We start from the raw sequence: 26,206 nt of genomic DNA, 5'->3' as shown, positions 1-26,206 counted from the left end.
CCAGAAGGAGTCACTCGCCACGGAGCGCCGACCGCCGGACGCGAGCGTCGGGCGCCGGACGCCGGACGCCGGGTCGACCGCGAGCACGAGGAAAAGGGCAAGGACATGGGACGCCACCGACGCTCCGCCGCCGGCCGCCCCGCCAAGGGCCGCGCCGCGGGGGTGACGCGCACGCAGGTCCCCGGCACGGGGAGCGACGTCCCGCAGGACTCGTACGCGGGCGAGCACCGGCCCGTGGGCATCACGCCGTATCTGAACACCGGCGCGTACGCCGAGGCCAACGCCAGGAGCGCGGCGTACCTGTACGCGACGGCCGAGGACCCGGTCCCCGACGCCCCCGGAGCCGGCGGCCCGGCTCGCGCCCATGCCTCCTTCCGCGCTCAGTGGCGCAGGAAGAGGGGCGCGAAGCCGGTGCGCATGCGTCTGCTCGGCGCGTCCGTGGCGCTCGCCTTCGGCGCGATCGCCGTGACCACCGGCGTGGTGCCCGGGCTGGAGAGCTTCAGGCTCGGCGGTGCGACGAGCGCCGTCGGTGGTGACCGGGTGCGGGCCGAGGCCTCCGTCGGCAACAGGGCCACGGCGCAGGGCGGTACCTCCGGCGACGCCGGGAGCCGACGCGGCGGTACGACGGGCCGCGCGGGAACCCACCGCTCGACGAGTGCGCCGGCCCCGTCCGCTTCGGCGTCCGCTTCGGCGTCCACGGCGGCCGCCGCGTCCGCCTCCACATCCGCCTCCACGTCTGTCGCCACATCCGTCTCCACGGCCACCTCCGCCTCCGCGTCGGTCTCCGCGTCCGCCTCGCCGTCGCCAACCCCGTCGAAGCCGGCGCCCAGGAAGCCGACACCCAAGGCGCCCAATGCGCCCAAGAAGCCGACGGCGACGGCCCCGTCCCCGGCGAGGCCCGTCAGGCCCCCTTCGCGTCCGGCGACGACGGCACCCGCGCAGACCTCCGTGCCGGTGACGGTGTCGCCCCGGGCCGCTGTCGAGGCGCAGGTGCTGAAGCTGGTGAACGACGAGCGGGCGAAGGCCGGGTGCAGCCCGCTGGCGGCGAACTCCTCGCTGACCGGGCTGGCCGAGACGTTCAGCGACGACATGGCCGCGCGGAACTTCTTCGGCCACACCGGCCCGGACGGCCTCACCCCGTGGGACCGGGCCGCGAAGGCCGGCATAACCGGCCTCGGCGGCGAGAACATAGCCCGCGGCCAGGCGGATCCGGCGGCGGTGATGGCGGCCTGGATGAACAGCCCCGGAGACCGCGCGAACATCCTGAACTGCGGCTTCAAGACCCTCGGTGTGGGTGTGCACCTGGGGCCGGGCGGCCCCTGGTGGACACAGGACTTCGGCTCCTGAGACAGCCGCGGCCGGGCCTGAGCCGTACCGTCCTTACGCGGCCGCGCGACCCCGGGTGAAGATCTGCGCCGCCTCGGCCACTCGCCGGCCCAGGTGCTCGGCCGTGGCGATGTCGGACTTGTGCACGGCGTCCGGACCCTCGTCCACGTTGGTCTGGGCCGCCGCGCCCGCGAAGACGCCGAGGCGGTTGAGGTCGTTCTCGGAGCCCGCGCTGTTGTTCCAGCCGGGGTGCAGGCCGAGGTTGACCCAGTTCATGCCGTGCTGGGCGGCGAGGATCTGGAAGAACTGCAGGGTGTGCAGCTTGTCGCCGCTCTTGGAGCCGGAGTTGGTGAAGCCCGCGGCCAGCTTGTCCTTCCAGTCCTGCCCGAACCAGCGCTTCGAGGTCGCCTCGGCGAAGACGTGGAAGGCACCGGAGGCGGTGCCCATGTAGGTGGGCGAGCCGAAGACGATCGCGTCGGAGCGGTCCAGCGTCTCCCACTGCTCGTCGGTGATCTCGTCCACCTTGATCAGATGCACCTCGGCACCCGTGTCGGCGGCGCCGTTGCGGACGGCCTCGGCGAGGACGGCGGTGTGGCCGTAGCCGGAGTGGTAGGCGATGGAAACGACAGGGATGGTCACGGTTACTCCTCGACATCACGTCAGCACGCCGAACAGGCAGCTCAGCGGCAGTGACCACAGGAAAGCACTAACCATGAGTTAGTGCAACCTGGCGGTTAGCGCTGCGGTCGCCTACCCTGGGGTCATGACGGCCAGCACCCAGGACCAGGACGACCTCGCCTACGACGTCTTCGCCAAGGCATGCCCCTCGCGCAACACGCTGGAGCACGTCACCGGCCGCTGGGGCGGACTCACGCTGGGCGCGCTGTACGAGGGCTCGCTGCGCTTCAACGAGCTGCGCCGGCGGGTCGACGGGGTGAGCGAGAAGATGCTGTCCCAGACGCTGCACGCGCTGGAACGCGACGGCTTGGTGCACCGCGACGCGCAGCCCACCAACCCGCCCCGCGTCGACTACCAACTGACTCCCCTGGGCCGCTCGGTCGCCGAACGGCTGCTCGCGCTCATCCACTGCGTGGAGGGCGCGATGGACGACGTCCTCGCGGCCCGCGCACGTTACGACGAGACGCGTGGCGCCCTCTGACACCTCGGGCAGAAGTAGCTGGACCGGTTCATCCAGGGGCGGCGGCGTATGGGGGTCGCGCAGCGGCGGCAGGGAAGGTCCTCGCGGCCGTAGGCGTCCAGGGAGCGGTCGAAGTAGCCCGATTCACCGTTCACGTTGACGTACAGGCTGTCGAAGCTGGTGCCGCCGACGGCGAGGGCCGCGTTCATCACGTCCCGGACATGGCCGAGGAGCTGGGCGGTGACCGGGCGGGTGAGGTTCGCCGTCGGGCGTTCGTAGTGGATGCGGGCGCGCCAGAGGGCCTCGTCCGCGTAGATGTTGCCGACCCCGCTGATCAACGACTGGTCCAGCAGGGCCCGTTTGACGGTGGTCCGCCTGCGCCGCAGGGCCTGGTGGAAGGCCTCGTCGTCGAACAGCGGGTCGAGAGGGTCGCGGGCGATGTGCGCGATGACCTCCGGCAGTCCGTCGGGGGTGTTGTCGTGCAGCGACAGCCCGCCGAAGGTGCGCTGGTCGACGAAGCGGAGTTCCGTGCCCAGGGTGTCGGCGAAGCGGACACGGATGCGCAGGTGCTTCTCGTCCGGCGCCGCGTGCGGCTGCACCAGCAGCTGGCCGCTCATGCCGAGGTGGGCCAGGACCGACTGGCTCGTGTCCGTCAGCGGCAGCCACAGGTACTTGCCGCGCCGGCTGGGCGTGCCGATGCGGTGGCCCTTGAGGCGGTGTACGAAGTCGTCGGCACCGGCGATGTGCCGGCGGACGGCACGCGGGTGCAACACCTCGGCGTCGGCGACGGTGCGTTGGGCGATCCACCGCTCCAGTCCGCGCCGGACGACCTCGACCTCGGGCAACTCGGGCATCGGGACCCCCTACCGACCGTGGGACGAACCGAGCGCCCGCCCCGGCGCACAGGGCGGGGCGGGCGCTCGGTGGTGCTCTGTCAGGCGGTGGCAGGCGTGTCGTCGCCCTTGACGGCCTCGTCGGCCGTCTCCTTGATGGGCTCCTTGACCACCTTGGCACGCTCGTCCGCCGCCGCGCGGATGGACCGCCAGGCGGACTCGGCGGCCTGCTGCTCCGCCTCCTTCTTGCTGCGGCCGGTGCCGGTGCCGTACGAGACGCCTCCGACGCGGGCGGCAGCAGTGAAGGTCTTCTCGTGATCGGGGCCGGTCTCCGTGACCAGGTACTCGGGCACGCCGAGTCCTTCGGTCGCGGTCAGCTCCTGCAGACTGGTCTTCCAGTCCAGGCCGGCTCCGAGGTTGGAGGACTTCTCGATCAGCGGGTCGAAGAGCCGGTGCACCAGCTCGGACGCCGCGTCGAGGCCCTGATCGAGATAGACCGCGCCGATCACCGCTTCCAGGGTGTCGGCGAGGATGGACGCCTTGTCCCGGCCGCCCGTTCCCTCTTCACCGCGGCCGAGCCGGATGAAGGAGCCCAGGTCGAGGCCACGGCCGACCTCCGCCAGCGCACGCGAGTTGACCACCGCGGCCCGGAGCTTGGCCAGCTGGCCCTCGGGCAGGTCGGGGTGGATGCGGTACAGCGTGTCCGTGACGACGAGGCCGAGCACGGAGTCCCCGAGGAACTCCAGCCGCTCGTTCGTCGGCAGACCGCCGTTCTCGTACGCGTAGGAACGGTGGGTCAGCGCGCGCACCAGAAGGGCGGACTCGACCTGGTAGCCGAGCCGCCCTTCCAGAAGCGTGTGGGACGAGGCCTGGTTTTCCGTCGCCTTCTTGGGACTGGACACAGTGCCTCTCACCAGCCCGCTCAGACTTCGAGGACCTGGCGCTTGTTGTAGGTGCCGCAAGACGGGCACGCGATGTGCTGCTGCTTGGGCTCGTGGCAGCGCTCGCACGCAACCAGGGTGGGGACCGCAGCCTTCCACTGCGACCGGCGGTGGCGCGTGTTGCTGCGCGACATCTTCCGCTTCGGAACAGCCACGGCTACTTCTCCTGCTTCTCGTCGACGCCCGCTTCGGCGCCGCTCATCTCGTCCTTCTCGCCGTCCGTCATCGAACCGGCGAGTCCCTGCAAAGCCGCCCAACGGATGTCGACGGCGTCGTGGTGGTGGTCCGGGTCGTCCGCGAGCCGCGCTCCGCACTCGGAGCACAGACCCGGGCAGTCTTCCTGGCACACCGGCTGCATCGGCAGTGCGAGCACCACCGCATCGCGCAGCAGAGGTTCGAGGTCGATCAGACCGTCCTCGATGAAGAGCCTGCCCTCGTCGTCCTCGGCGTCGTCGCCCGGCTCCGCGATCACGCGGCCCCGGTCGTCGGCGTCAGGGTACGAGAACATCTCCTGGAAGTCCGCTTCGAGCGTCAGCTCGACCGGCTCCAGACACCTTACGCACTCCCCCTCGGCCCGTGCACGGGCGGTGCCTGTGACAAGCACCCCTTCCATGACCGACTCGAGGCGGAGTTCGAGTTCCACCGGGGTGCCTTCCGGCACTCCGACGACCCCGGCGATACCGAGGTCCGCGGGGGCGTCGACCGTGCGGGTCAGGCGCTGCAGCGCACCAGGACGCCGACCCAGCTCGTGCGTGTCGATCACGAGGGGGTTGCGGTGGTCGAGGCGGGCGTTGGAAGCCATTCCTGCTTTCGGTCTTCACACTCGGAGGGACACCGCCCAGGGGGTGTCACCCAGGCAGCGTTGATCGCGGACGTATGCGCGACCGAAGGGCCAGGATACTGGACCTTTTGCTCAGGGCCCAATCCGGTTCTCCCGGCTACAGTCCGCGACCCTGCTCGTAGGCCCGCAGCTGCTCCGCGCTGATCATGCTGGTGTCGAAGAGGCTGGTCTCGTCCAGGGCGTAGCCCTGCTGGGACGGCTGCTGGGGCTGCTGCGCCTGCTGAGCGGCCTGGTTCGGGTCGTAGGGGGCCTGCTGGGGGTCATAACCCTGGTAGGCGTACGGATCCGCCTGCTGGTAGCCGTAGGGGCTCTGCTGGGCGGCGTAGCCGGCGTACGGGTCGGGCTGCTGCTCGACGGGGGCGCCGCCCGCTGGAGCGTAGCCGGGGGCGGGGGGGTAGGCGGACTGCTGCTCGTACGGCGACTGCTGTGGCTGTTGCGGCTGTTGCGGCTGTTGCGGCTGCGACTGGGTCCGGCGCTCGTCCGGGGCGTCCGCCAGGGCCGCGAGGTCGGCGAGGTAGTCGGCGTCGCTGGAGTGCTGGAAGGTCGTGGTGTCCGCGGCGAGAGCGCCGAGGTCGTCCGTGGCGATCCGGCCGTGCAGCTTCTGCCGGCCCCGGCCGACGGCCTCCAGCGTCTTGGCGAGCACCGCCTCGAAGGCGCCGAGCTTGGCGTCCACGTACGCGTCGGCGTCGTGCCGCAGGGTCTCGGGGTCCTGGCTGCGCTCGGGGGCGTCCTCGTCCTCGTAGCCGTTCTCGTCGAGTCCGGGTCCGGTGCCGAGGAGCTTCTCCCGGCCGCGGCCGACCGAGCCGAGGGTCTTGGTGAGGACCACCTCGAAGTTGGCGAGCTTGGAGTCGACGTAGTCGTCGGCCTCGGCGCGGATCTCCTCGGCCTCCTTGCGGGCCTCGGCGAGGATCCGGTCGGCCTCGGCCTGGGAGCGGCGGGCGATCTCCGTGTCGGAGATCAGCGAGCCGCGCTCGACGTGCGCGTTCCCGATGATCCGCTCGGCTTCCAGGCGGGCCTGCTCGAGCGTCTGCTCACGATCGCCGATCAGCTCCTGTGCCTGCGCGAGGGAGCCGGGCAGGGCCTGGCGCACCTCTTCGAGCATCGCGAGCAGCTCGGCGCGGTTGATCACGCACGATGCCGACATCGGCATGGCCCGGGCGCTGGAGACCGCGGAGACGATCTCGTCGAGCTTCTTCTGCACGTCCACCTGTGCTCGCCACTCTCTACAGCTGTGTTGGAGACGGACGGGACGACTGTAGCCCCATCAGCCCTTGCGGAGGCGCTCGTTCAGGGCGTCCAGGACCACCGGCGGCACCAGGTGGGAGACGTCGCCGCCCCAGGCCGCGACCTCCTTGACCAGGGAGGAGGAGAGGAAGCTGTAGGTGGGGTTGGTGGGCACGAACAGCGTTTCGACGCCGGTGAGGCCGTTGTTCATCTGGGCCATCTGGAGTTCGTAGTCGAAGTCGCTGACCGCACGCAGGCCCTTGACGATGGCGGGGATGTCGCGCTGCTTGCAGAAGTCGACGAGGAGGCCGTGGAAGGACTCGACGCGGACGTTGCCGTAGTCGGCGGTGACCTCGCGGATCAGCTCGATCCGCTCCTCGATCCCGAACAGGCCCTTCTTGGCCTGGTTGATCATCACCGCGACGTAGACCTCGTCGTACAGGCGCGAGGCGCGGGCGATGATGTCGAGGTGTCCGTTGGTGATCGGGTCGAACGACCCGGGGCAGACGGCGCGGCGCACTTGTGTTCCCTCGCTCTCCGGTCCGGTCATCGTGCGTCTTCGCACGTAGCGGCGGCGCGACCGTACCAAAACGTTCCCTCGCCGTAGCGACGGGACCGGAGGGCCTCGAAGCCGTCCGGCCAGCGGAATTCACCACCTCTGGTGCTGCGCTCCACGGTGACGAGTGCTTCTTCCGCGAGCCAGCCCTCCGAGCGGAGTGTGAGCAGAATCTCCCGAAGATCGTCGTCGGAGACGGCGTACGGGGGGTCCAGGAAGACGAGGTCGTACGGCTCGGCGGGGGGCACGGTTCTGATGATCTGTTCCGCTTTGCCCGCTCGCACCTCGGCGCCGGGCAGGCCCAGGTTCTTCACGTTCTCCCGGACGACACGGGCCGCGCGGGCGTCCGCCTCGACCAGGAGGGTGTGGCCGGCGCCCCGCGACAGCGCCTCCAGCCCCACGGCTCCGGAGCCGGCGTAGAGATCGAGGACCCGCTCGCCCTCCAGAGGGCCGCCGAGGAGGGACTGCCAGGTGGAGAAGAGCCCCTCGCGTGCGCGGTCCGATGTCGGCCGGGTGCCGGTCCCCGGCGGGACGGCGAGGCGGCGTCCGCCGGCTGCGCCGGCGATCACGCGGGTCATGTGGGGTCCTTCTTCGTGGGTGGCTTTCTGTAGCCAGTTTGGCAGGCTGGTCGCGCCCGCGCGGCGGAGCCGCATACGGACACAGCCCCCGCACCCCTGGGGAGTTCCGGTTTCATCCCTTTTCCAGGTACTGCTCCCTCTCCTCGTCCACAAGGGCGTCCAGCGCGATACGCAGGCCGGGCAGGCCGGTCAGCTCGGGGTCGGCGGCCACCACCGCCGTCGCCTCCTGCCGCGCCTGCGCGATGACCTCCTCGTCCTCGATGACGGCGAGGACCCGGAGGCTGGAGCGGGCGCCGGACTGGGCCTGGCCGAGGACATCGCCCTCACGGCGTTGTTCCAGGTCGATGCGGGAGAGCTCGAAGCCGTCCAGGGTGGAGGCGACGGCGTTGAGGCGCTGGCGGGCGGCGCTGGCCTCGGGCATCTCGGTGACCAGGAGGCAGAGGCCGGGGGCGGAGCCGCGGCCGACCCGGCCGCGGAGCTGGTGCAGCTGGGAGACGCCGAAACGGTCGGCGTCCATGATCACCATGACGGTGGCGTTGGGGACGTTGACGCCCACCTCGATGACCGTCGTGGCGACCAGGACGTCCGTCTCGCCGGCCGCGAAGCGGCGCATGACGGCGTCCTTGTCGTCGGGGTGCATACGGCCGTGGAGGAACTCGACCTTCAGGCCCTGGAGCGGACCGCGGGCCAACTGGCCGGCCACGTCGAGGACCGCGAGCGGGGGGCGCTTGTCGGCCTCGTCCTCGGGGGACTTCCCAGCCTTCTTCCGGTCGGCCGCCTCGTCGACGTCGTCGCCGATGCGCGGGCAGACCACGTATGCCTGGTGGCCCTTCGCCACCTCTTCACGGACCCGCTCCCAGGCGCGGGCGAGGAAGTGGGGTTTGTCGGCTGCCGGGACGACGTGGCTGGCGATCGGCGAGCGTCCGGCCGGGAGTTGGTCCAGGACCGAGGTCTCCAGGTCACCGAAGACGGTCATGGCGACCGTGCGCGGGATGGGGGTGGCGGTCATGACGAGCAGGTGCGGGGGCTGTTTGCCCTTGCCCCGCAGGGCGTCGCGCTGCTCGACGCCGAAGCGGTGCTGTTCGTCCACGACGACCAGGCCGAGGTCGTGGAACTGGACCTTGTCCTCGATCAGCGCGTGCGTGCCGATCACGATGCCGGCCTCGCCGGTGGCCAGGTCCAGCAGGGCGTGGCGGCGGGCGGCGGCGCCCATGGAGCCGGTCAGCAGCACCACCTTGGTGGCGTGCTCGGTGCCGCCCAGCATGCCGCCCTCGGCCAGCTCGCCCATCATCTCGACGATCGACCGGTGGTGTTGCTGGGCGAGGACCTCGGTGGGCGCGAGCATGGCGGCCTGGCCCCCGGCGTCGACGACGGCGAGCATGGCGCGCAGGGCCACCATCGTGTTGTGGGTCACCGTGAAGTTGTCGGTGACATAGGCGTGGCTCGGATGAGCGACGCTGATGCACTGGACGGGCATGCGGCCCACGTACTCGACCGCACGGACACCGCGCCGGAAGGTGTCGTGATGCGGCCTCGGCCGCATCTGTTCGGATGTGCGGGCCAGTCTGAACGGCGCGTACTCACCAGGCAGGGCCACCGAGACGTCGAAGGCGGCCTCCTCGGGAAGGACTTGTGCCGAGCCGCCGAGCGAGCGGACGAGCCATGCGATGTCGTCCGCGAGCCTGCGTGAGGCCGAGCTGAGCGAGATGCTCATGCCGTCCGGCTGGACGGTGCCACCGGTGTCCAGAAGGCCTTGCAGCAGCGCCAGACGGTCCTTGACCGAGGTGTTCTTGAACTCCTCGGGAACGAAGCTTCCGTCCGACGTCACGTCCAACAGGTTCAGCTCACGCAATGCCTGCATCACAGGATTGCGCGCTCCTCCCGCAGGATCCGCCGGCCCGGTCGCGCAGCCGCGACGGGACCCCTCGACCGGAACCGGACGGCACTCTGGCGCGACGGCTGCCGCCACAGCGTCACGGATCGCCTTGTCCTCGGTGGCCGGACGCAGGTGGTGGCGGAGCGAGCCGTCTCCCAGGAGAAGGCCGAAGAGATACGGATCGAGGGGCAGGCCCGAGTCGTCTCCGAGATCGACCGGGGTGGCCGCCGGGAGGTACCACTTGGAGTCTCCGTCCGCCTCGAAGGTGTCGAGACGGATCTCCCGGGTCGTCATGATGCTGGGTGTCTGGCCACGGTGCCATCCGGCGCTGGTACCGACGATCCACAGGTGCTCGTCGTCGCACTCGACGGAGCTTCCGTCGGACAGGACCATGCGCCAGACATCGCGCTCTCCCTGCGGGAAGACACCGTCGATCAGGGCGATCCCGCCATCCGGGACGACGACTTCGTCCCCGACCCTCATGTCACCCATGCGACGGAAACCGGCCGGGGTCAGCACGAGCGAGTGGAGCGGCTGGGCCTTGCCCGAACCCACCTCTCCCTGCAGCAGCCGGTGCATCGGGTGCTCGGTGGCCAGGTCGGCGAAGATCTCCTCGGAGACCTTCCGCTGGCCCTCGGTGAGGGTGAAGGGCAGGCGGGCGTCGAAGGCGGACAGGAGGCCGTCGGGCTTCGGGGTGCGGGGGACGGCCGGGAGCAGGCCGTCGGCGTACCGGCGGCGGGCCAGGGCGACCTGGAGGACGAACGCCTCGTCCCATTTCAGGCGGGCGCGGGCGTCGGCGACGTCGGCCTTGGTGTGCGGGCGGTGGATCTTGAGCAGGGCCTCGGGGAGGGGGAGCAGGCCGCGGCCCGCGCGGAGGGTGTCCGGGAGGGGGTCCTGGGCCTCCTGGGCGCTCGGGAGGACCGTCTGGACGGCCTTGGCGATCTTCCAGGACTCCAGTCTGGCGGTGGCCGGGTACAGGGGGATCAGGGCACCGGCCCAGGTCTCGACCGTCTCCTCGGCGTCGCCGTGCAGCAACTCGTAGGCAGGGTGGGCAAGCTGGAGGCGGCGGTTGAAGACGGAGACCTTGCCGGCGAACATCGCGCGGGTGCCCGGCAGCAGTTCCTTGTGGGGCTTGTGAACCCCGTTGCCGAAGAAGACGAGTTGGAGCCGGCCGCTGCCGTCGGTGATCGTGACCTCGAGGCGCTGGCCCTTGCCTCGGGGGGCTTTGGCGGAGGCGAAGCTGTGCAGGCGGGCGTCGGCGACCTGGGCGACCACTGTGACGTGCTCGTCCATGGGGAGGTCGGCGAGGTGCGTGAGCTGTCCGCGCTCCTCGTATCTGCGCGGGTAGTGGTGCAGGAGGTCACCGACGGTGTGCAGGCCGAGGTGCTCGGCCATCACCTTCGCGGTGGCGGGGCCGAGCACCTTCTTGAGCGGTTCTTGCAGTGCGGGCACGGGATCCATTGCACACCACACCACTGACAATGCCGCAGACGCTGGGCTGGGCGTTCATCGCCCAGCCCCTGATGATGCCCCTCCCGCACCTCCCCTTCGAATCAGGAAAAAGCTGGTCAGATGAGACTTTCCGGGCCTGGGGCGATGCGCTCGGGGCATCCCCGCGGTCACCGGCCCGGCCCGGGACCGCCCGACCCCGCGCCGCACGTTCTCCCCGCTCCGGCGCAGTGACGATGGATTCCCAGGCAAGCTGTGGCGCTCGCTCGGCAACGCCCCGTTCCTCGTCCGCGCGTGGAGTCGGGCGCACGCGATCCGCCGCTATCGCCCGGCACTGGCCCGAGCAGGACCACGCCACGCCGGCCCACCTCGCCGCCGAGTCCCTGGGCAACGCCGGGCTGCTGGAGGAGGCGGACCGGGCCCACGCGCGCACGAGCCGGTGTTCGGCGGCGGCCCGGTGCTCGCCCAGCTCGCTCCGACAGTCCCCGAGCCACCACCGCGCCTGCACGATCGCGGGACCGGGCGGCGGAGGCGGTGCGTGCCTGCCAACGTGCGCTGGAGACCGCCGCCGACCCGACCGCCCGGGACCGGTTCACCGCCGAACTCGGCGCCACCCGAGGCCGGTTCGGCGACCTGCTGGTCCGTTCGGCGCTCTCGGCGCCGACGGGCGGTACGACCGTACCGGCGCCGAACTCGCCGCGAGCCGGCTGGAGGCCGGTCTGGGCCGGACCGCCGACGCCGTGGCACGCGCGCGTGGCGTCCTCGCGGCCTACGAGAGCGCCGACGCGGCGGGCGAGACCGTCCAGGCGCGACGGGCGGAGGCGACGCAGACGCTCCGTCTCGCGCAGGAGCGGGGGTGAGCAGGAGCGAGCAAAAGAAGAGCGGGGGACGGGAGCGGAGCGGGGGTGCTCACTCCACGCCGATCAGCAGCAGTGCCCCCTGCCGGCCGCCCCGGTACACCACCGTGTCCACGGCCAGATAGGACTCGCGTACACGTGTCTGCAGGTGTTCGGTGACGGTCTTCGGCGCCTCGTCGCCGATGACGAGGGTGACCAGTTCGCCGCCCGCCTGGAGCATGCGGTCCAGCACGGTCTCGGCGGTGGCGGTCACGTCCGCGCCGATCACCGCCACGTCGCCGTCGATCAGGCCCAGGACGTCCCCGGCCTGGCAGATGCCGGCCGTCGTGAAGGACTGGTGTTCGGCGACGACGACCTCGGCGTACCGGGTGGCGCCGGCCGCCGAGGTCATCTGGACGACGTCCTCGTCGAACCGGCGGTCCGGCTCGTGCACCGCCAGCGCTGCGATGCCCTGGACCGCCGAGCGGGTCGGGATCAGGGCGACGCGGACGCCCTCGGCGCGGGCCTGCTCGGCCGCCGCCGCGGCCGTGTGACGCAGTTCGGCGTCGTTCGGCAGCAGTACCACCTCGCGCGCGTGGGCACGCCGCAGGGCCTGCACCAGCTCCCCGCTGGCCGGCGGCTCCCCCGGGCGCGCGAGGACCGTGGTCGCCCCGGCCTCGGTGTAGAGCCCGGCCAGGCCCTCGCCCGGTACGACGGCGACGACGGCCCGCTGGGCGCGCTCGCGCGGGGGTCGCTCGCCACCGGTGTGCACGGCGCCGCGCCCGAAGTGAGTGATCCGGATCCGGTACGGCCGCCCGGCCTCGACGCCGGCCTCCACGGCGGCGCCCGCGTCGTCGACGTGCACATGCACGTTCCACAGCCCGTCGCCGCCGACCACGACCAGGGAGTCCCCGAGGGCGTCCAGCCGCTCGCGTAGCCGGGCCACGGCCGTGTCGTCGGCTTCCAGGAGATAGATCACCTCGAAGGCGGGGCCTTCGCTCACACCGCCGTCGGCGCACTGCTGGCCGGCCCCGGCGCACAGGTCGCCGGCCCCGGAAAGGGCGGGCACACGCACGAGAGCACCGGCGCCGGGGACGGGTGTGGGGGCAGAGGTGGGCGCAGAGGCGGGGGCAGGGACGGTCGTCCGCACCGCTTCCCCCGGCACCGCCTGCCCCGTGAACGCCTCCACCAGCGCCCCGAGCACCGCCACCAGCCCGCGTCCGCCCGCGTCGACCACGCCCGCTCGCGCCAGCACGGCCAGCTGGCCGGGAGTGGCCGCCAAGGCCGTGCGGGCACCCTCGTACGCCGCCCGCGCGACCGTGCCGCAGTCGCCCGGGGCGTCCCCCGCCCGCTCGGCGGCGTCGGCGGCGGCCGAGGCGACCGTCAGCACGGTGCCCTCGACCGGGTGGGCCACGGCGTGCCGGGCGGAGTCGGCCGCGTGCCGCAGGGCCAGTCGCAATCCGGGGCCGTCGATGTGCGGGGCCTCCCCCTCGGCGAGCACCTGGGCCATGCCGCGCAGCAGCTGCGCCATGATCGTCCCGGAGTTGCCCCGGGCCCCGATGAGCGCCCCGTGGGCCATGGCGCGCACGGCGTCGGCGAGCGACGGCTGCTGCGCACCGGTCTCGTACCCGGCGAACACCGCCTCCACGGCCGTGGCCGCCGACTCCAGGGTCAGGTAGAGATTGGTCCCGGTGTCCCCGTCCGCCACCGGATAGACGTTGATCGCGTCGATCTCCTCGCGGGCCCGTCCCAGGGCCCCCAGCGCCAGACCGCACCAGGTGCGCACCGCGACCGCATCGAAGAATGTCTGCGGCACCTGCGCCACCTGTGCCTCCCTGAGCCGGCTGGACGGTGGACGCAGCGTAGACCTTGGCCTGGTGTCCACCGGAAGAGGGCCGGGAGCGGGGCCCTGAGCCGCCATGATAGTTTCGTTGTACCGACGCAGCCGTTGTATGCTGCTCCGGTTGCCCGATCTGATCGGGCCGTTCCCCTGGCAACGCCACTCAAGATCTCAGGTATTAGGATCTCGATCCCGGCATGCCGGGATTAACCGTAAGTGCATCTGAAGTCTTTGGAGTGACCCGTGGCTGCCAACTGCGACGTCTGCGGCAAGGGGCCGGGCTTCGGCAACAACATCTCGCACTCGCACCGCCGTACGTCCCGCCGCTGGAACCCGAACATCCAGCGTGTGCGTACCGTGGTCGGCGGGACGCCGAAGCGCGTGAACGCCTGCACCTCGTGCATCAAGGCCGGCAAGGTCTCGCGCTGACGCACCCTCCCCCAGGCTCCGAGGAGCAGGGGGGAACCCCATCCGCGCGCGGCCACTGTCTGGTTCGCTGCACAGAGCCGGTCCACCTCCGGGTGGGCCGGCTTTTTGCCGTGCCCACTGCGGTTCGGCTCCCGCGGTTCAGTTCCTGAACCGCCACCCGTGATCCACCGGCCCGATCCCCGCTCCCAGCGGGAACCCGGCGGCGATCGCCCCGGTGACGTACTCCTTGGCCTCGGCCACCGCCTCCGGCACGGGCAGCCCCTTCGCCAGGCCCGACGCGACCGCGGAGGCCAGGGTGCAGCCCGTGCCGTGGGTGTGCCGGTTGCCGTGGCGGGGGGCGCGCAGCCAGTGCTCCTCGGAGCCGTCCGTGAGCAGGTCCACGGCGTCCCCCGCCAGGTGGCCGCCCTTGATCAGCACCCAACGTGGCCCGTACGCCAGCACGGCCGCCGCGGCCCGCCGCAGATCGCCCTCCGATTCGACCCGTACGCCGGTGAGTTGGGTCACCTCGTCCAGGTTCGGCGTCGCCACGGTCGCCGCCGGCAGCAGTTTCGTACGCACCGAGTCCAGCGCGGACGCGGCCAGCAGCGGGTCGCCGTGTTTGGAGACGCCGACCGGGTCCACGACCGCCGGGGCCTGGGTGCCGGAGATCAACTCGGCGACCGTCTCGACCAGTTCCGCCGAGGACAGCATCCCGGTCTTCACGGCCTGGACGCCGATGTCGTCGACGACAGCGCGGTACTGCGCCCGCACCGCCTCCGCGGGCAGTTCCCAGGCGCCCCGCACACCCAGGGTGTTCTGCGCGGTCACGACGGTGATCACGCTCATGCCGTGCACGCCGAGCGCCAGCATCGTCTTCAGGTCGGCCTGGATACCGGCCCCGCCGCCGGAGTCCGAGCCCGCCACGGTCAGGGCCCTGGGGATCATGACTCGATGTCCCCGAAGTGGTCCCAGCCGCCCTTGCTGGTCCAGGGCGCCCCGTCGACCGTCACCTGGGGCAGCGCGGAGGGGTTGAGGACCTCGCCGATGACCTTCCAGCGGGCCGGGAGCTTGGCGTCCGGCGGGAAGGTCGCGACGATCGCGTGGTCCTCTCCTCCGGTCAGCACCCACTGGATCGGGTCGACACCGACGGCCTGCCCGATGTCGTTCATCTGGGTCGGGATGTCGATGGCGCCGGAGCGGATGTCGATGCGGACCTTGCTGGCCTCGGCGATGTGCCCGAGGTCGGCGATCAGGCCGTCGCTGACGTCGCACATCGCGGTCGCGCCGAGCGCGGCGGCGGCCGGACCCGCGTGGTACGGCGGCTCGGGGCGCCGGTGGGCCTCCACGAAGGCCCGCGGGGAGCGGAAGCCCCGCGAGAGCACCGCGAAGCCGGCCGCGGACCAGCCCAGCCAGCCCGTGACGGCCACGAGGTCGCCGGGCTGGGCTCCCGCGCGGGTCACCGGCTCCTGGTTGCGCAGATCACCGAGCGCGGTGATCGACACCATGATCGTGTCGCCGCGTACGACGTCCCCGCCGACCACGGAGGCACCGGCGACCTGGCACTCGTCGCGCAGGCCGTCCATGAGCTCGCTCGGCCAGGTGACCGGGAGTTCGGCGGGGACGACCAGGCCGAGCAGCAGCGCGGTGGGTACGGCGCCCATGGCGGCGATGTCCGCGAGGTTCTGCGCCGCCGCCTTGCGGCCCACGTCGTAGGCCGTGGACCAGTCGCGGCGGAAGTGCCGCCCCTCCAGCAGGATGTCGGTGCTCGCCACCACCCGGCGGTCGGGGGCGGCGACCACCGCGGCGTCGTCGCCGGGGCCGACCCGGACCGCCGGGGTGGTGGTGAGACGGGAGGTGAGCTCCCTGATGAGCCCGAACTCCCCTAGCTCACCGACAGTGCCCTTCATGACCCTTTACTCCCCTTCTGGCTCTTGCCTTGCCCGCTCGCGCTTCATCAGTGTCCTCGATACGGTCGGCACGACCGTCGGGTACGGTCAGGATGACCGTCCGATACGGTCCGGACGATCGTCAACTTCTGTCGTGCCTGCACCCTGGCGCGCAGGCCCGGTTGCCGTGAGTTCTCCCGCGGAACGCGGCGACGCGGTACCGTGGCGTTCCTTTTCCCCCCACATGATCCTCGTGGCCGCCCTGGAGGTTCCGTGGTACAGGCGTACATCCTGATCCAGACGGAGGTCGGCAAAGCGTCGACCGTCGCAGAGACAATCAGCAAGATCCCTGGAGTGATCCAGGCGGAGGACGTGACGGGTCCGTACGACGTCATCGTGCGCGCCCAGGCCGACACGGTCGACGATCTCGGCCGCATGGTGGTCGCCAAGGTCCAGCAAGTGGACGGCATCACCCGCACCCTGACCTGTCCGGTCGTGCATCTGTAGCCCCCGTCTACGCTTGGCCGGTGAATATTTTCCGTCACCGGCCCCTCGGCCTGCTCGCGCCCGCTGTGCTGCTCGCGGTCGCGGGCTGCTCCTCGGCAGACGACAACTCGGCGGTCGCGGTTCCCACCCCGGACGCCAGGACGGCGAAGGCGTGCCGCACGCTGCACCCGGTGCTGCCCGAGAAGCTGGACGGGCGGAACCGCAACGACCCCACGCCCCGGTCCGCCTACACCGCGGGCTGGGGAAACCCGGCGATCATACTGCGCTGCGGGGTCGTACGGCCGCCGAAGATGGTCGACCCCAAGGTCGCCGAGGGCGGTGACCGGAACGCGATCGCGGGCGGGGTCGACGGCGTCAACTGGCTCATGGAGAAGCAGAGCGACGGCACCTGGCGGTTCACCACGGCCAGGCGCGTGGCCTATGTGCAGGTGAGCCTGCCCAAGGGCATGTCGGCGCAGGAGGAGGGCGCCTCGGTCCTCGCGGACCTCGCCCCCTCCATCAAGAAGGCGATCCCGAAGGGGATCGCCTCCATGCGGTGACCGGCCTCGCGGCGGGGCGCTAGCGCAGCCCGGTCGAACGGCGCAGCGCCGCCTGTACCAGGCGGTCCACCAGCTCCGGGTAGCTGACGCCGGTGGCCTGCCACATCTGCGGGTACATCGAGATGGGCGTGAAGCCGGGCATGGTGTTGATCTCGTTGATCACGAACTCGCCGTCCTCGGTGAGGAAGAAGTCCGCGCGGACCAGTCCCTCGCAGGAGGCCGCCTCGAACGCCTCCACCGCGAGACGGCGCACCTCGGCGGTCTCCTCGTCGGTGAGCGGGGCCGGGACGATGCCGGGCGTGGAGTCGATGTACTTGGCCTCGAAGTCGTAGTACGCGTGGGTGTCCGGGGGCGGGATCTCGGCCGGGACGGAGGCACGCGGCCCGTCCTCGAACTCGAGGACGCCGCACTCGATCTCACGGCCCCTGACCGCCGCCTCCACGAGGATCTTCGGGTCGTGCTGCTGGGCCAGGGCGATGGCCTCGTCCAGGCCGGAGAGGTCGTCGACCTTGGTGATGCCGATGGACGAACCCGCGCGCGCGGGCTTCACGAACAGCGGCCAGCCGTGCTCGCCGGCGAAGTCGATGATCTTCTTCCGGGCGGCGGACTCGTCCTGCTGCCACTCACGGGGCCGGATCACCACGTACGGGCCCACCTTGAGCCCGAAGGAGGTGAACACCCGCTTCATGTACTCCTTGTCCTGGCCGACGGCCGAGGAGAGCACGCCCGAGCCCACGTAGGGCACTCCGGACAGTTCCAGGAGGCCCTGGAGGGTGCCGTCCTCACCGTAGGGGCCGTGCAGCACCGGGAAGACCACGTCGACCTCGCCGAGCGCCTTGGGCACGGAGCCGGGCTCGCTGTAGACGACCTCACGGCTGGCGGGGTCCACGGGGAGCACCACGCCGCCCTCGGGCGATTCCGCCAGGTCCTCGACCTCGGGGGTGCGGCGGTCGGTGATGGCCATCCGCTCCGGCTCGTCGGCGGTGAGCACCCAACGGCCCTCCCGCGTGATGCCGATCGGCAGGACATCGTACTTCGTCCGGTCGATGGCGCTCAGGACGGCGCCGGCGGTGACCGCGGAGATCCCGTGTTCGGAGCTGCGCCCGCCGAACACGACGGCCACGCGCGGCTTACGGGACGGCTGCTCAGGGCTCTGGGGGAGGTTCTCGGTGCTCATATCGCGTTGAGAGTACCCGGTGGTAGAGCCCGGATACAGCGTCGACGGGCCGCCGGCAGGGGGGCGTCGTCCAGCGTCGCTCAGCGTCGTTCGGGCTTCGCGCTGCGCGACATCAGCTCCTTCAGGGCGACCACCGGCGGCTTGCCCTCGTGGACGATGCCGACCACCGTCTCGGTGATGGGCATGTCGACGCCGTGCCGGCGGGCCAGGTCCAGCACCGACTCGCAGGACTTGACGCCCTCGGCGGTCTGCTTGGTGACCGCGATGGTCTCCTCCAGGGTCATGCCCTTGCCGAGGTTGGTGCCGAAGGTGTGGTTGCGCGACAGCGGCGAGGAGCAGGTGGCCACCAGGTCGCCCAGGCCGGCGAGTCCGGAGAAGGTCAGCGGGTCGGCGCCGAGCGCGACCCCGAGCCGGGTGGTCTCGGCGAGACCGCGCGTGATGAGCGAGCCCTTGGCGTTGTCGCCGAGCCCCATGCCGTCGGCGATGCCGACCGCGAGGCCGATCACGTTCTTGACCGCGCCGCCGAGTTCGCAGCCGGCCACGTCGGTGTTGGTGTACGGCCTGAAGTAGGGCGTGTGGCAGGCGGTCTGGAGCCGCTGGGCGACCGCCTCGTCGGTGCAGGCGACCACGGCGGCGGCAGGCATGCGGGCGGCGATCTCGCGGGCCAGGTTGGGGCCGGTGACCACGGCGATACGGTCGGCGCCGACCTTGGCGACGTCCTCGATGACCTCGCTCATCCGCATGGTGGAGCCGAGTTCGACGCCCTTCATGAGGGAGACGAGGACGGTGCCGGGGGCGAGCAGCGGGGTCCACTCGGCGAGGTTGTCGCGCAGGGTCTGGGAGGGGACGGCGAGGACGGTGAAGTCGGCGTTCCGCAGGGCCTCGGCCGCGTCGCCGGTGGCGCGCAGGTTCTCCGGGAGTTCCACTCCGGGCATGTAGTCGGGGTTGGTCCGCGTGGAGTTGACCGCGTCGGCCAGCTCGGGGCGGCGGGCCCACAGGGTCACCTGGCAGCCGGCGTCGGCGAGGACCATACCGAAGGCGGTGCCCCAGGAGCCGGTGCCCATGACGGCCGCCCGGACAGGCGTGCTCACTTGCTCTGCCCCTCTTCCTGCTTGTGCTTGGTCTGCGCCTGGGTACGGCGGCGCTGCTCGATCCGCTCCAGGCGCGGGTCGTACGGCGTCGCCGGCGCCTTCTCGCCGCGGATCTCCTCCAGCTGGCGGGTGATGGCCGCCATGATGACCTCGGTGGCCTCCTTGAGCAGCTCGGCGGTCATCTCCTTGTCGTAGAAGCGGGAGAGATCCACCGGCGGGCCCGCGAGGACGTGGTGGGTCTTGCGCGGGAAGAGGTGGGGCTTCTTGGCGTAGGGCGGCAGGAGTTCGTTGCAGCCCCACTGCGCGACCGGGATGACCGGGCACTTGGTCTGCAGGGCCACGCGCGCGGCACCGGTCTTGCCGGTCATGGGCCAGCCGTCCGGGTCGCGCGTGAGGGTGCCCTCGGGGTAGAAGGCGACGCACTCGCCGCGCTCCACGGCGTCGATCGCGGCACGGAAGGCGCTGAGCGCGTCCGTGCTCTCGCGGTAGACAGGGATCTGTCCGGTGCCGCGCATCGCGGCACCGACGATTCCCTTCCGGAAAAGTCCGCTCTTCGCCAGAAAGCGCGGAACCCGTCCGGTGTTGTACTGGTAATGGGCATACGCAAAAGGATCGACGTGGGAATTGTGGTTCACCACGGTGATAAATCCGCCCTCGGCCGGAATGTGCTCCATTCCACGCCAGTCCCGCTTGATCAGAACCACCAGTGGCGGTTTGCAGATCACCGCGGCGAAGCGGTACCAGAAGCCGATTCTGCGGCGGGGCACGCGGACACCTTCCTCTAGGCCTGTAAGGCGCTGCCACCTGGGCCGGGGGCCGCACAAGTGTCACCCCAGGCCGCCGGTCTGTCGAGAACACCGTACGCCCGCCCGTCACCGGGCACTGCCCTCCAAAGGGCTTCGCGTCCTTCCCCCGACACGACGGCCGCCGGATGCCCCGGGGGACAATGAGCCGGTGCAGTGGACCTTGGTCATCCCCCTGAAGCCTCTGACACGGGCCAAGAGCAGGCTCTCGGACACCGCCGCGGACGGGGTGCGCCCGGGACTGGCACTCGCGTTCGCGCAGGACACGGTGGCCGCTGCGGTCGCGTGCGAGGCGGTCGCGGATGTGGCGGTCGTCACGGACGACGAGCTGGCCGGGCGGGAACTGGCGGCGCTCGGCGCGCGAATCGTCCCAGATACACCGGGAAGGGGCCTGAACGCCGCTCTCGCGCACGGAGCCGCCGTCGTCCGGCAAAGTCGCCCCCGCGCCCCGGTCGCGGCCCTGAACGCCGATCTGCCCGCACTGCGCCCGCTGGAATTGTCCCGGGTGCTTCGGGCGGCGACGGAATTCCCGCGGGCCTTTCTTGCGGACGCGGCAGCGCTCGGCACCACGCTGCTGGCCGCGGCGCCTGAGCGGGAATTGCTCCCGGCCTTCGGCACCGGATCCCGTGCCCGGCACGGCGCCTCGGGCGCCGTGGAACTGCGGCTGACGCGGGTGGATTCGGTACGGCAGGACGTGGACACCGGTGCCGACCTGCGCGCCGCGCTGACGCTCGGGGTGGGGCCGTACACGGCGGCGGCGTCGGCGGGCCTGCTGATCCCGGGGTCGTGAGGCGCCCGGCCTGATCCCGGGGTCGTGAGGCGCCCGGCGGGGGCGCCGCACCCTCGGTGGTGCGGGGAACCGCGCGGCCGGCCACGGCGTACCGGCACCCGGCAGACGGCCCGCGCCCCGGCGGCGGGACCCCCACCGCGCCGGGCATTAGGCTGGCCGTCATGCAGGCGACCGCTTACACGTACGACCCCGAGACCCGCAGCGGGCAGGTGCTGCTGGACGACGGCACGCCGGTGCCCTTCGACGCCGCCGCGTTCGACGCGGGCGGGCTGCGGCTGCTGCGGCCGGGGCAGCGGGTGCGGATCGAGACCGAGAGCGAGAAGGCGGGCGGGAAGGCGGGCGAAAAGGGCCCTCTCCGGATCACCCTCGTCACCCTTCAGACCCTGTAACTGCCTTGCACACGCCGCGGGCCGGGCTCCCCAGGGGAGTCCGGCCCGGCGCGTGAGTGCCCTGGCGTTCTTACGACGTCGCCTTGCGAGCGGTGGTCTTCTTGGCGGTCGTCTTGCGAGCCGTCGACTTCTTGGCCGGGGCCTTCTTGGCGGTGACCTTCTTCGCCGGGGCCTTCTTGGCCGTCGCCTTCTTGGCGGTGGTCTTGGCGGCGGTGGTCTTCGCGGCGGCCGTGGTCTTCTTGGCGGCCGTCTTCTGCGCCGTGGTCTTCTTCGCGGTGACCTTCTTCGCCGGTGCGGCCTTCTTGGCCGTGGTCTTCTTCGCAGCAGCCTTGGTGGTCTTCTTCGCGGCGGCCTTCTTGACCGTCGCCGCGGCACCACCGGTGAGGCTGCCCTTGGGAGCCTTCTTGACGGACACCTCGCCGCCCCGCGGGAGCTTCTTCGAGCCGCTCACCAGGTCCTTGAAGCCCTGACCGGCGCGGAAGCGCGGCACGGAGGTCTTCTTGACCCGAACCCGCTCGCCCGTCTGGGGGTTGCGGGCGTAGCGGGCGGGGCGGTCCACCTTCTCGAAGGACCCGAAGCCGGTGACCGAGACCCGCTCGCCCGCGACGACGGCGCGGACGATGGCGTCCAGGACATGGTCGACAGCGTCGGCGGCCTGCTGGCGGCCACCCAACTTGTCGGCAATCGCTTCTACGAGCTGCGCCTTGTTCACGTCTTCCCCTTCGGAGACATCGCTAGAACGAAAGTGTTCAAGCTTTTTCGCACGTTAGGCAGATATATACCGCAAATCAAACACGAAACGGGCTTATCACCCTTGTGCCGCAACAGACTCGGCTGCCTCGGACTGTTCAGCTGTCCTCTTCGGGGATCCGACCCTCGTCGAGGTCCGCAGCGAACCGTTCGAGCCGCCTTGCCGCACCGGCGAGATCGTGCTTGGCCACGGCCGTAATGACCAGCAGCTTCCGGGTCAGCGCCACCCGTACGCCCTCCGGGACTTGCAGTGCGCGCACCCGGGAGTGCGCTTCCTTGAGTTGGTCCGCGACTGCCGTATAGAGCTCGAGTTGGCCGTCGTGTTCCATGCACAGATTGTGCCATCTGGGGCGAGTTGTCGCCCGCCCAGGGGGCAACTGCCGGGCCTGGCAGCTTTCTCGACCGCTCGGCAGGCCCAGGTCTGCCGGTGCACGGGACCCGCCAATTCCCTTCCTGACGTGGGAGGTTGAGCGCCGGGGCGGGAGGGCGGGGGGCCGTTCGGCCGCTGACATGGCTGTACCCCCGATCGTGGCGACCGGGGGTACAGAGGGGATATCGGGGTGGCCGAAAATCGACCTTCCCGGGTGCCGGGTCAGGCCTGGAGCGTGCGCGGCTTGTACGAGGGGCGCTTGGCCTCGTAGGCGGCGATGTCGTCCTCGTTCTGGAGGGTGATGGAGATGTCGTCCAGGCCGTTCAGCAGCCGCCAGCGGGAGTTCTCGTCCAGCTCGAAGGATGCGGTGACGCCCTCGGCGCGCACCTCGCGCTGCTCGAGGTCGACGGTGATCTCCGCCTGCGGGTCCCGCTCGGTCAGCTCCCACAGCGCGTCCACGATCTTCTGGTCGAGGACGACCGTGAGCAGGCCGTTCTTCAGCGAGTTACCGCGGAAGATGTCCGCGAAGCGAGAGGAGATCACGGCCTTGAAGCCGTAGTTCTGCAGCGCCCAGACCGCGTGCTCGCGGGAGGATCCGGTGCCGAAGTCGGGTCCGGCGACCAGGACGGTGGCGCCCTGCCGCTCGGGCTGGTTGAGGACGAAGGACCCGTCCTTGCGCCAGGCCTCGAAGAGCCCGTCCTCGAAACCGTCCCGGGTCACCTTCTTGAGCCAGTGAGCAGGGATGATCTGGTCGGTGTCGACGTTGCTGCGGCGCAGCGGGACGGCCCGGCCGGTGTGGGTGGTGAAGGCTTCCATGATTCTCAGACTCCAGCGGGCACAGGGGCGTCGGACAGATCGGCGGGCGAGGCCAGGTGGCCCAGGACGGCGGTCGCGGCCGCGACCTGCGGCGACACCAGGTGCGTACGGCCGCCCTTGCCCTGCCGACCCTCGAAGTTGCGGTTGGAGGTGGATGCGGAGCGCTCGCCCGGGGCCAGCTGGTCGGGGTTCATGCCGAGGCACATCGAGCAGCCCGCGTGCCGCCATTCGGCGCCGGCCTCCTTGAAGACCGCGTCCAGGCCCTCGGACACGGCCTGCAGACCCACGCGCGCGGAGCCCGGGACGACCAGCATCCGTACGCCCTCGGCGACTTTGCGGCTGCGGAGGATCCCGGCGGCGGCACGCAGGTCCTCGATGCGTCCGTTGGTGCAGGAACCTACGAAGACGGTGTCCACCTTGATGGAGCGCAGCGGCTGTCCGGCCTCCAACCCCATGTATTCCAGGGCCTTTTCGGCGGCGAGGCGCTCCGAGGCGTCTTCGTACGAAGCCGGGTCGGGGACGCGCGACGAAAGCGGCGCGCCCTGGCCGGGGTTGGTGCCCCAGGTGACGAACGGGGACAGCTCGTCGGCGTTGATCACGACCTCGGCGTCGAACTCGGCGTCGTCGTCGGTGTGCAGCGTCTTCCAGTACGCGACGGCGGCGTCCCAGTCGGCGCCCTCGGGGGCGTGCGCACGGCCCTTGAGGTACGCGAAGGTCGTCTCGTCCGGGGCGATCATGCCCGCGCGGGCGCCGGCCTCGATGGACATGTTGCAGATGGTCATCCGGGCCTCCATCGAGAGCTTCTCGATGGCGGAGCCGCGGTACTCCAGGACATAGCCCTGGCCGCCGCCCGTACCGATCTTCGCGATGATCGCCAGGATAAGGTCCTTGGCGGTGACACCCTCGGGCAGCTCACCCTCGACGGTGATGGCCATGGTCTTGGGCCGGGCCAGGGGCAGCGTCTGGGTGGCCAGCACGTGCTCGACCTGGGAGGTGCCGATGCCGAAGGCCAGGGCGCCGAACGCGCCGTGCGTGGAGGTGTGGGAGTCGCCGCAGACCACGGTCGTACCGGGCTGGGTCAGGCCCAGCTGGGGGCCGACGACGTGCACGACGCCCTGCTCGACGTCGCCCAGCGGGTGCAGGCGCACCCCGAACTCGGCGCAGTTCTTGCGCAGCGTCTCCAACTGGGCACGGGAGACCGGGTCGGCGATCGGCTTGTCGATGTCGAGGGTCGGGGTGTTGTGGTCCTCGGTGGCGATGGTCAGGTCCAGGCGGCGCACCTGGCGCCCGCTCTTGCGCAGCCCGTCGAAGGCCTGCGGGCTGGTCACCTCGTGCAGCAGGTGCAGATCGATGTAGAGGAGGTCGGGCTCGCCCTCGGCGCGCCGGACGACATGGTCGTCCCAGACCTTCTCCGCGAGTGTCCTACCCATCGCTTTCCCTTCGGCCGGCAAGCGTCCACCGGCCCAACTAGAGATCTTGAGGAGGCAGCTCCCGCGCCCCTGTGATTCCGGGCGTCCGCCGCCAGGCCCTATTGGTCCACGGGCCGCTGTGTGACTCCAGGGTGGCGCTTTCCACGGAAAATTGAACTTGCGTTTCACAGAGTGAGACGTGAGTATCGTTGCATGGACAACAGTAGCGGCGTCGGCGTTCTGGACAAGGCGGCCCTCGTCCTCAGCGCTCTGGAGTCCGGTCCGGCCACCCTCGCGGGTCTGGTCGGAGCCACCGGACTGGCACGACCCACGGCTCACCGCCTGGCCGTGGCTCTGGAACACCACCGCATGGTCGCACGCGACATGCAAGGGCGGTTCATCCTCGGCCCGCGCCTGGCCGAGCTGGCCGCGGCGGCGGGCGAGGACCGCCTGCTGGCGACGGCGGGCCCGGTGCTCACCCATCTCCGGGACGTCACGGGCGAGAGCGCGCAGCTCTACCGTCGCCAGGGCGACATGCGCATCTGTGTGGCCGCGGCCGAGCGCCTGTCCGGACTTCGGGACACGGTCCCGGTCGGCTCCACGCTCACGATGAAGGCCGGTTCCTCGGCGCAGATCCTGATGGCCTGGGAGGAGCCGGAACGGCTGCACCGGGGGCTGCAGGGGGCCCGCTTCACGGCGACGGCCCTGTCGGGTGTCCGGCGGCGTGGCTGGGCCCAGTCGATCGGTGAGCGGGAGCCCGGCGTCGCGTCCGTCTCCGCTCCCGTACGCGGCCCTTCCAACCGTGTGGTGGCCGCGGTGTCCGTCTCCGGCCCGATCGAGCGCCTGTCGCGCCACCCCGGCCGTATGCACGCCCAGGCGGTCATCGACGCCGCTGCACGCCTGTCCGAGGCACTGCGCCGCTCCGGCTGAGCGCCTGCCGAACCACCGGGGACCTTTCGACAACACCGAGGAGGGGCGGCCTCAACGCCGCGGCAGCCCCTCCTCGCCTGCCGTCCCCGGTACCCCCGCAGCCCCCACCCACCGGCCCCGCCCGGACGGGCTTCCCCGGCCCGGTTCCCCGCCGTCCGACGGGCCCGCACGCGGGACCCCGCACACCGACTCTCCCCAAAACCGGCCCCTGCGCACCGGCCGCGCCACCCGGCCCCCACGTCCCGGCCAGTCGGCACCGGCTCCCCCCGCAGCCGGCCCCCAGCCGACCCCGCCCCCACACCGGCTCCCCGCGGCCGACCTCACGGACAGCGGTTCCCCCACGCGAGCCCACCCCTGGTCACCGGCCTCCCCCAGACCGCTGCCCGTCGGGCGAGCTTCCCGTGCACCTGTCCGCGTCGGCCCCCTTCCCCTCGGCGGGTCCTCTGCGAGCGGCCCCCGTATGCGGGCCCCACCAGCAGGCCGCTCAGCTGTTCCCCCGCAGCGGGTTCCCCGTCGACCCGCCCCGCATCAGCCCCCTTGCGGCCCGGTGAGCCGCCCCACAGACCCGCTCCCCCGAGCCGGTCTCCCCCCACGGTCGGCTCCTCCCGGCGACCCGATCGCCGTGTACCGGCTCCCCATGGGACGGCCCCCCTCAGCCGGTCTCCCCCTCAGCCGACCTCCCCACACGCCGCCCCCCGTCAGTCGGCGCGTCCGCATGCCCCCTGTGAGCCGCCCCGTGCACCAGCCCCCTGGCAGCCCACCCTCTCCGGCCACGGCACCCCCCCCCCCCCCCCCCCCCTCCCCCCCCCCCCCCCCCCCCCCCTCCCCCCCCCCCCCCCCCCCCCCCCCCTCCCCCCCCCCCCCCCCCCCCCCCCCCCCCCCCCCCCCCCCCCCCCCCCCCCC

General features: G+C 71.5%; 27 protein-coding genes. 8 read left to right on the top strand and 19 right to left on the bottom strand.

The window, feature by feature from the left end:
- Positions 1–105: 105 nt before the first annotated feature.
- The gene (locus K7G59_RS26600; RefSeq protein WP_225838513.1) at positions 106–1,347 is read left to right on the top strand and encodes a CAP domain-containing protein; all 1,242 of its coding nucleotides are present in this window, start codon (positions 106–108) and stop codon (positions 1,345–1,347) included.
- A 33-nt stretch (positions 1,348–1,380) separates the two neighbouring features.
- Here K7G59_RS26600 and K7G59_RS26595 read toward each other — a convergent pair whose 3' ends face one another.
- Positions 1,381–1,965 carry a flavodoxin family protein gene (locus tag K7G59_RS26595; protein WP_225838511.1) on the bottom strand — a complete coding sequence of 195 codons (585 nt, stop codon included), beginning with the start codon at positions 1,963–1,965 and terminating at the stop codon, positions 1,381–1,383.
- A gap of 124 nt (positions 1,966–2,089) precedes the next feature.
- Here K7G59_RS26595 and K7G59_RS26590 point away from each other — a divergent pair, with 124 nt between their 5' ends.
- Positions 2,090–2,485, top strand: a complete 396-nt coding sequence (locus tag K7G59_RS26590; protein WP_225838510.1) for a helix-turn-helix domain-containing protein — start codon at positions 2,090–2,092, stop codon at positions 2,483–2,485.
- Here the strand turns inward: K7G59_RS26590 and mutM are convergent.
- From mutM to K7G59_RS26545, 9 genes are all read right to left on the bottom strand, one after another.
- Positions 2,458–3,318 carry a bifunctional DNA-formamidopyrimidine glycosylase/DNA-(apurinic or apyrimidinic site) lyase gene (gene mutM, locus K7G59_RS26585; RefSeq protein ID WP_225838508.1) on the bottom strand — a complete coding sequence of 287 codons (861 nt, stop codon included), beginning with the start codon at positions 3,316–3,318 and terminating at the stop codon, positions 2,458–2,460. The two genes, K7G59_RS26590 and mutM, sit on opposite strands and share 28 nt — an antisense overlap.
- 80 nt (positions 3,319–3,398) lie before the next feature.
- Positions 3,399–4,211 (bottom strand): ribonuclease III, encoded by an 813-nt coding sequence (gene rnc / locus K7G59_RS26580; protein WP_374114283.1) that lies wholly within the window; start codon positions 4,209–4,211, stop codon positions 3,399–3,401.
- An 8-nt stretch (positions 4,212–4,219) separates the two neighbouring features.
- Positions 4,220–4,393 carry a 50S ribosomal protein L32 gene (gene rpmF / locus K7G59_RS26575; RefSeq protein ID WP_003951102.1) on the bottom strand — a complete coding sequence of 58 codons (174 nt, stop codon included), beginning with the start codon at positions 4,391–4,393 and terminating at the stop codon, positions 4,220–4,222.
- A 2-nt stretch (positions 4,394–4,395) separates the two neighbouring features.
- The gene (locus tag K7G59_RS26570; RefSeq protein WP_225838504.1) at positions 4,396–5,040 is read right to left on the bottom strand and encodes a DUF177 domain-containing protein; all 645 of its coding nucleotides are present in this window, start codon (positions 5,038–5,040) and stop codon (positions 4,396–4,398) included.
- Positions 5,041–5,176: 136 nt separating this feature from the next.
- Positions 5,177–6,286 (bottom strand): cell division initiation protein, encoded by a 1,110-nt coding sequence (locus tag K7G59_RS26565; protein WP_225838502.1) that lies wholly within the window; start codon positions 6,284–6,286, stop codon positions 5,177–5,179.
- Positions 6,287–6,343: 57 nt separating this feature from the next.
- The gene (gene coaD, locus K7G59_RS26560; protein WP_225838656.1) at positions 6,344–6,823 is read right to left on the bottom strand and encodes a pantetheine-phosphate adenylyltransferase; all 480 of its coding nucleotides are present in this window, start codon (positions 6,821–6,823) and stop codon (positions 6,344–6,346) included.
- 26 nt (positions 6,824–6,849) lie between these two features.
- Complete coding sequence (rsmD, locus tag K7G59_RS26555) at positions 6,850–7,437, bottom strand: 16S rRNA (guanine(966)-N(2))-methyltransferase RsmD (RefSeq protein WP_225838499.1); 588 nt, start codon at positions 7,435–7,437, stop codon at positions 6,850–6,852.
- Positions 7,438–7,549: 112 nt separating this feature from the next.
- Positions 7,550–10,774, bottom strand: a complete 3,225-nt coding sequence (locus K7G59_RS26550; RefSeq protein ID WP_225838496.1) for a helicase-related protein — start codon at positions 10,772–10,774, stop codon at positions 7,550–7,552.
- Between the two features lie 897 nt (positions 10,775–11,671).
- On the bottom strand, positions 11,672–13,423 hold the full coding sequence (locus K7G59_RS26545) for a DAK2 domain-containing protein (RefSeq protein ID WP_225838494.1): 1,752 nt from the start codon (positions 13,421–13,423) through the stop codon (positions 11,672–11,674).
- 258 nt (positions 13,424–13,681) lie between these two features.
- Between K7G59_RS26545 and rpmB the strand changes: the two genes are divergently transcribed.
- Entirely contained in the window at positions 13,682–13,867 is a 186-nt protein-coding gene (gene rpmB, locus K7G59_RS26540; RefSeq protein ID WP_003993230.1) for a 50S ribosomal protein L28, read from the top strand.
- A gap of 138 nt (positions 13,868–14,005) precedes the next feature.
- Here rpmB and thiD read toward each other — a convergent pair whose 3' ends face one another.
- Positions 14,006–14,791, bottom strand: a complete 786-nt coding sequence (thiD, locus tag K7G59_RS26535) for a bifunctional hydroxymethylpyrimidine kinase/phosphomethylpyrimidine kinase (protein WP_225838492.1) — start codon at positions 14,789–14,791, stop codon at positions 14,006–14,008.
- On the bottom strand, positions 14,788–15,753 hold the full coding sequence (locus tag K7G59_RS26530; protein WP_225838490.1) for a thiamine-phosphate kinase: 966 nt from the start codon (positions 15,751–15,753) through the stop codon (positions 14,788–14,790). Before K7G59_RS26530 ends, thiD begins: the two co-directional genes overlap by 4 nt.
- A gap of 252 nt (positions 15,754–16,005) precedes the next feature.
- On the opposite strand from K7G59_RS26530, the gene K7G59_RS26525 reads away from it, so the two are divergent.
- Positions 16,006–16,239: an Lrp/AsnC family transcriptional regulator gene (locus tag K7G59_RS26525; RefSeq protein ID WP_003997603.1), complete on the top strand. Its 234-nt coding sequence runs from the start codon at positions 16,006–16,008 to the stop codon at positions 16,237–16,239.
- Positions 16,240–16,259: 20 nt separating this feature from the next.
- Positions 16,260–16,778, top strand: coding sequence for a DUF3515 domain-containing protein (locus K7G59_RS26520; protein WP_225838488.1), 519 nt, complete (start codon positions 16,260–16,262; stop codon positions 16,776–16,778).
- Positions 16,779–16,797: 19 nt separating this feature from the next.
- On the opposite strand, the gene K7G59_RS26515 is transcribed toward K7G59_RS26520, so the two are convergent.
- From K7G59_RS26515 to K7G59_RS26505, 3 genes are all read right to left on the bottom strand, one after another.
- Positions 16,798–17,955 carry a D-alanine--D-alanine ligase family protein gene (locus K7G59_RS26515; protein ID WP_225838486.1) on the bottom strand — a complete coding sequence of 386 codons (1,158 nt, stop codon included), beginning with the start codon at positions 17,953–17,955 and terminating at the stop codon, positions 16,798–16,800.
- A gap of 80 nt (positions 17,956–18,035) precedes the next feature.
- On the bottom strand, positions 18,036–19,046 hold the full coding sequence (locus K7G59_RS26510) for an NAD(P)H-dependent glycerol-3-phosphate dehydrogenase (protein WP_225838483.1): 1,011 nt from the start codon (positions 19,044–19,046) through the stop codon (positions 18,036–18,038).
- The gene (locus tag K7G59_RS26505; protein WP_225838480.1) at positions 19,043–19,813 is read right to left on the bottom strand and encodes a 1-acyl-sn-glycerol-3-phosphate acyltransferase; all 771 of its coding nucleotides are present in this window, start codon (positions 19,811–19,813) and stop codon (positions 19,043–19,045) included. Before K7G59_RS26505 ends, K7G59_RS26510 begins: the two co-directional genes overlap by 4 nt.
- Positions 19,814–20,000: 187 nt before the next feature.
- Between K7G59_RS26505 and cofC the strand changes: the two genes are divergently transcribed.
- Positions 20,001–20,639 carry a 2-phospho-L-lactate guanylyltransferase gene (cofC, locus tag K7G59_RS26500; protein WP_225838478.1) on the top strand — a complete coding sequence of 213 codons (639 nt, stop codon included), beginning with the start codon at positions 20,001–20,003 and terminating at the stop codon, positions 20,637–20,639.
- A 161-nt stretch (positions 20,640–20,800) separates the two neighbouring features.
- The gene (locus K7G59_RS26495) at positions 20,801–21,028 is read left to right on the top strand and encodes a hypothetical protein (RefSeq protein WP_225838476.1); all 228 of its coding nucleotides are present in this window, start codon (positions 20,801–20,803) and stop codon (positions 21,026–21,028) included.
- Between the two features lie 70 nt (positions 21,029–21,098).
- Here the strand turns inward: K7G59_RS26495 and K7G59_RS26490 are convergent, their stop codons facing one another.
- The 4 genes from K7G59_RS26490 to leuC all read right to left on the bottom strand — a co-directional run bounded on the left by K7G59_RS26490 (position 21,099) and on the right by leuC (position 24,394).
- Entirely contained in the window at positions 21,099–21,740 is a 642-nt protein-coding gene (locus K7G59_RS26490; protein ID WP_225838473.1) for an HU family DNA-binding protein, read from the bottom strand.
- A 136-nt stretch (positions 21,741–21,876) separates the two neighbouring features.
- Positions 21,877–22,107 (bottom strand): hypothetical protein, encoded by a 231-nt coding sequence (locus K7G59_RS26485; protein ID WP_225838470.1) that lies wholly within the window; start codon positions 22,105–22,107, stop codon positions 21,877–21,879.
- A gap of 263 nt (positions 22,108–22,370) precedes the next feature.
- Positions 22,371–22,964, bottom strand: coding sequence for a 3-isopropylmalate dehydratase small subunit (leuD, locus tag K7G59_RS26480; RefSeq protein ID WP_225838467.1), 594 nt, complete (start codon positions 22,962–22,964; stop codon positions 22,371–22,373).
- Positions 22,965–22,969: 5 nt separating this feature from the next.
- The gene (gene leuC / locus K7G59_RS26475) at positions 22,970–24,394 is read right to left on the bottom strand and encodes a 3-isopropylmalate dehydratase large subunit (RefSeq protein ID WP_225838465.1); all 1,425 of its coding nucleotides are present in this window, start codon (positions 24,392–24,394) and stop codon (positions 22,970–22,972) included.
- Between the two features lie 192 nt (positions 24,395–24,586).
- Between leuC and ndgR the strand changes: the two genes are divergently transcribed.
- On the top strand, positions 24,587–25,303 hold the full coding sequence (ndgR, locus tag K7G59_RS26470) for an IclR family transcriptional regulator NdgR (RefSeq protein WP_061925666.1): 717 nt from the start codon (positions 24,587–24,589) through the stop codon (positions 25,301–25,303).
- Positions 25,304–26,206: the final 903 nt, after the last annotated feature.

The organism is Streptomyces sp. NK08204, from assembly GCF_020400585.1.
GTDB lineage: Bacteria > Actinomycetota > Actinomycetes > Streptomycetales > Streptomycetaceae > Streptomyces.
The sequence above is the reverse complement of the archived record's forward strand: the minus strand, read 5'-3'. Positions and strand labels throughout refer to the sequence as shown.

Coding starts and splice junctions, on each gene's coding strand:
- K7G59_RS26600 (WP_225838513.1), top strand. CDS start 106: ATGGGACGCCACCGACGCTCCGCCGCCGGCCGCCCCGCCAAGGGCCGC.
- K7G59_RS26590 (WP_225838510.1), top strand. CDS start 2,090: ATGACGGCCAGCACCCAGGACCAGGACGACCTCGCCTACGACGTCTTC.
- mutM (WP_225838508.1), bottom strand. CDS start 3,318: ATGCCCGAGTTGCCCGAGGTCGAGGTCGTCCGGCGCGGACTGGAGCGG.
- K7G59_RS26570 (WP_225838504.1), bottom strand. CDS start 5,040: ATGGCTTCCAACGCCCGCCTCGACCACCGCAACCCCCTCGTGATCGAC.
- rsmD (WP_225838499.1), bottom strand. CDS start 7,437: ATGACCCGCGTGATCGCCGGCGCAGCCGGCGGACGCCGCCTCGCCGTC.
- K7G59_RS26550 (WP_225838496.1), bottom strand. CDS start 10,774: ATGGATCCCGTGCCCGCACTGCAAGAACCGCTCAAGAAGGTGCTCGGC.
- thiD (WP_225838492.1), bottom strand. CDS start 14,791: ATGATCCCCAGGGCCCTGACCGTGGCGGGCTCGGACTCCGGCGGCGGG.
- K7G59_RS26530 (WP_225838490.1), bottom strand. CDS start 15,753: ATGAAGGGCACTGTCGGTGAGCTAGGGGAGTTCGGGCTCATCAGGGAG.
- K7G59_RS26515 (WP_225838486.1), bottom strand. CDS start 17,955: ATGAGCACCGAGAACCTCCCCCAGAGCCCTGAGCAGCCGTCCCGTAAG.
- K7G59_RS26495 (WP_225838476.1), top strand. CDS start 20,801: ATGCAGGCGACCGCTTACACGTACGACCCCGAGACCCGCAGCGGGCAG.
- K7G59_RS26485 (WP_225838470.1), bottom strand. CDS start 22,107: ATGGAACACGACGGCCAACTCGAGCTCTATACGGCAGTCGCGGACCAA.
- leuD (WP_225838467.1), bottom strand. CDS start 22,964: ATGGAAGCCTTCACCACCCACACCGGCCGGGCCGTCCCGCTGCGCCGC.
- leuC (WP_225838465.1), bottom strand. CDS start 24,394: ATGGGTAGGACACTCGCGGAGAAGGTCTGGGACGACCATGTCGTCCGG.
- ndgR (WP_061925666.1), top strand. CDS start 24,587: ATGGACAACAGTAGCGGCGTCGGCGTTCTGGACAAGGCGGCCCTCGTC.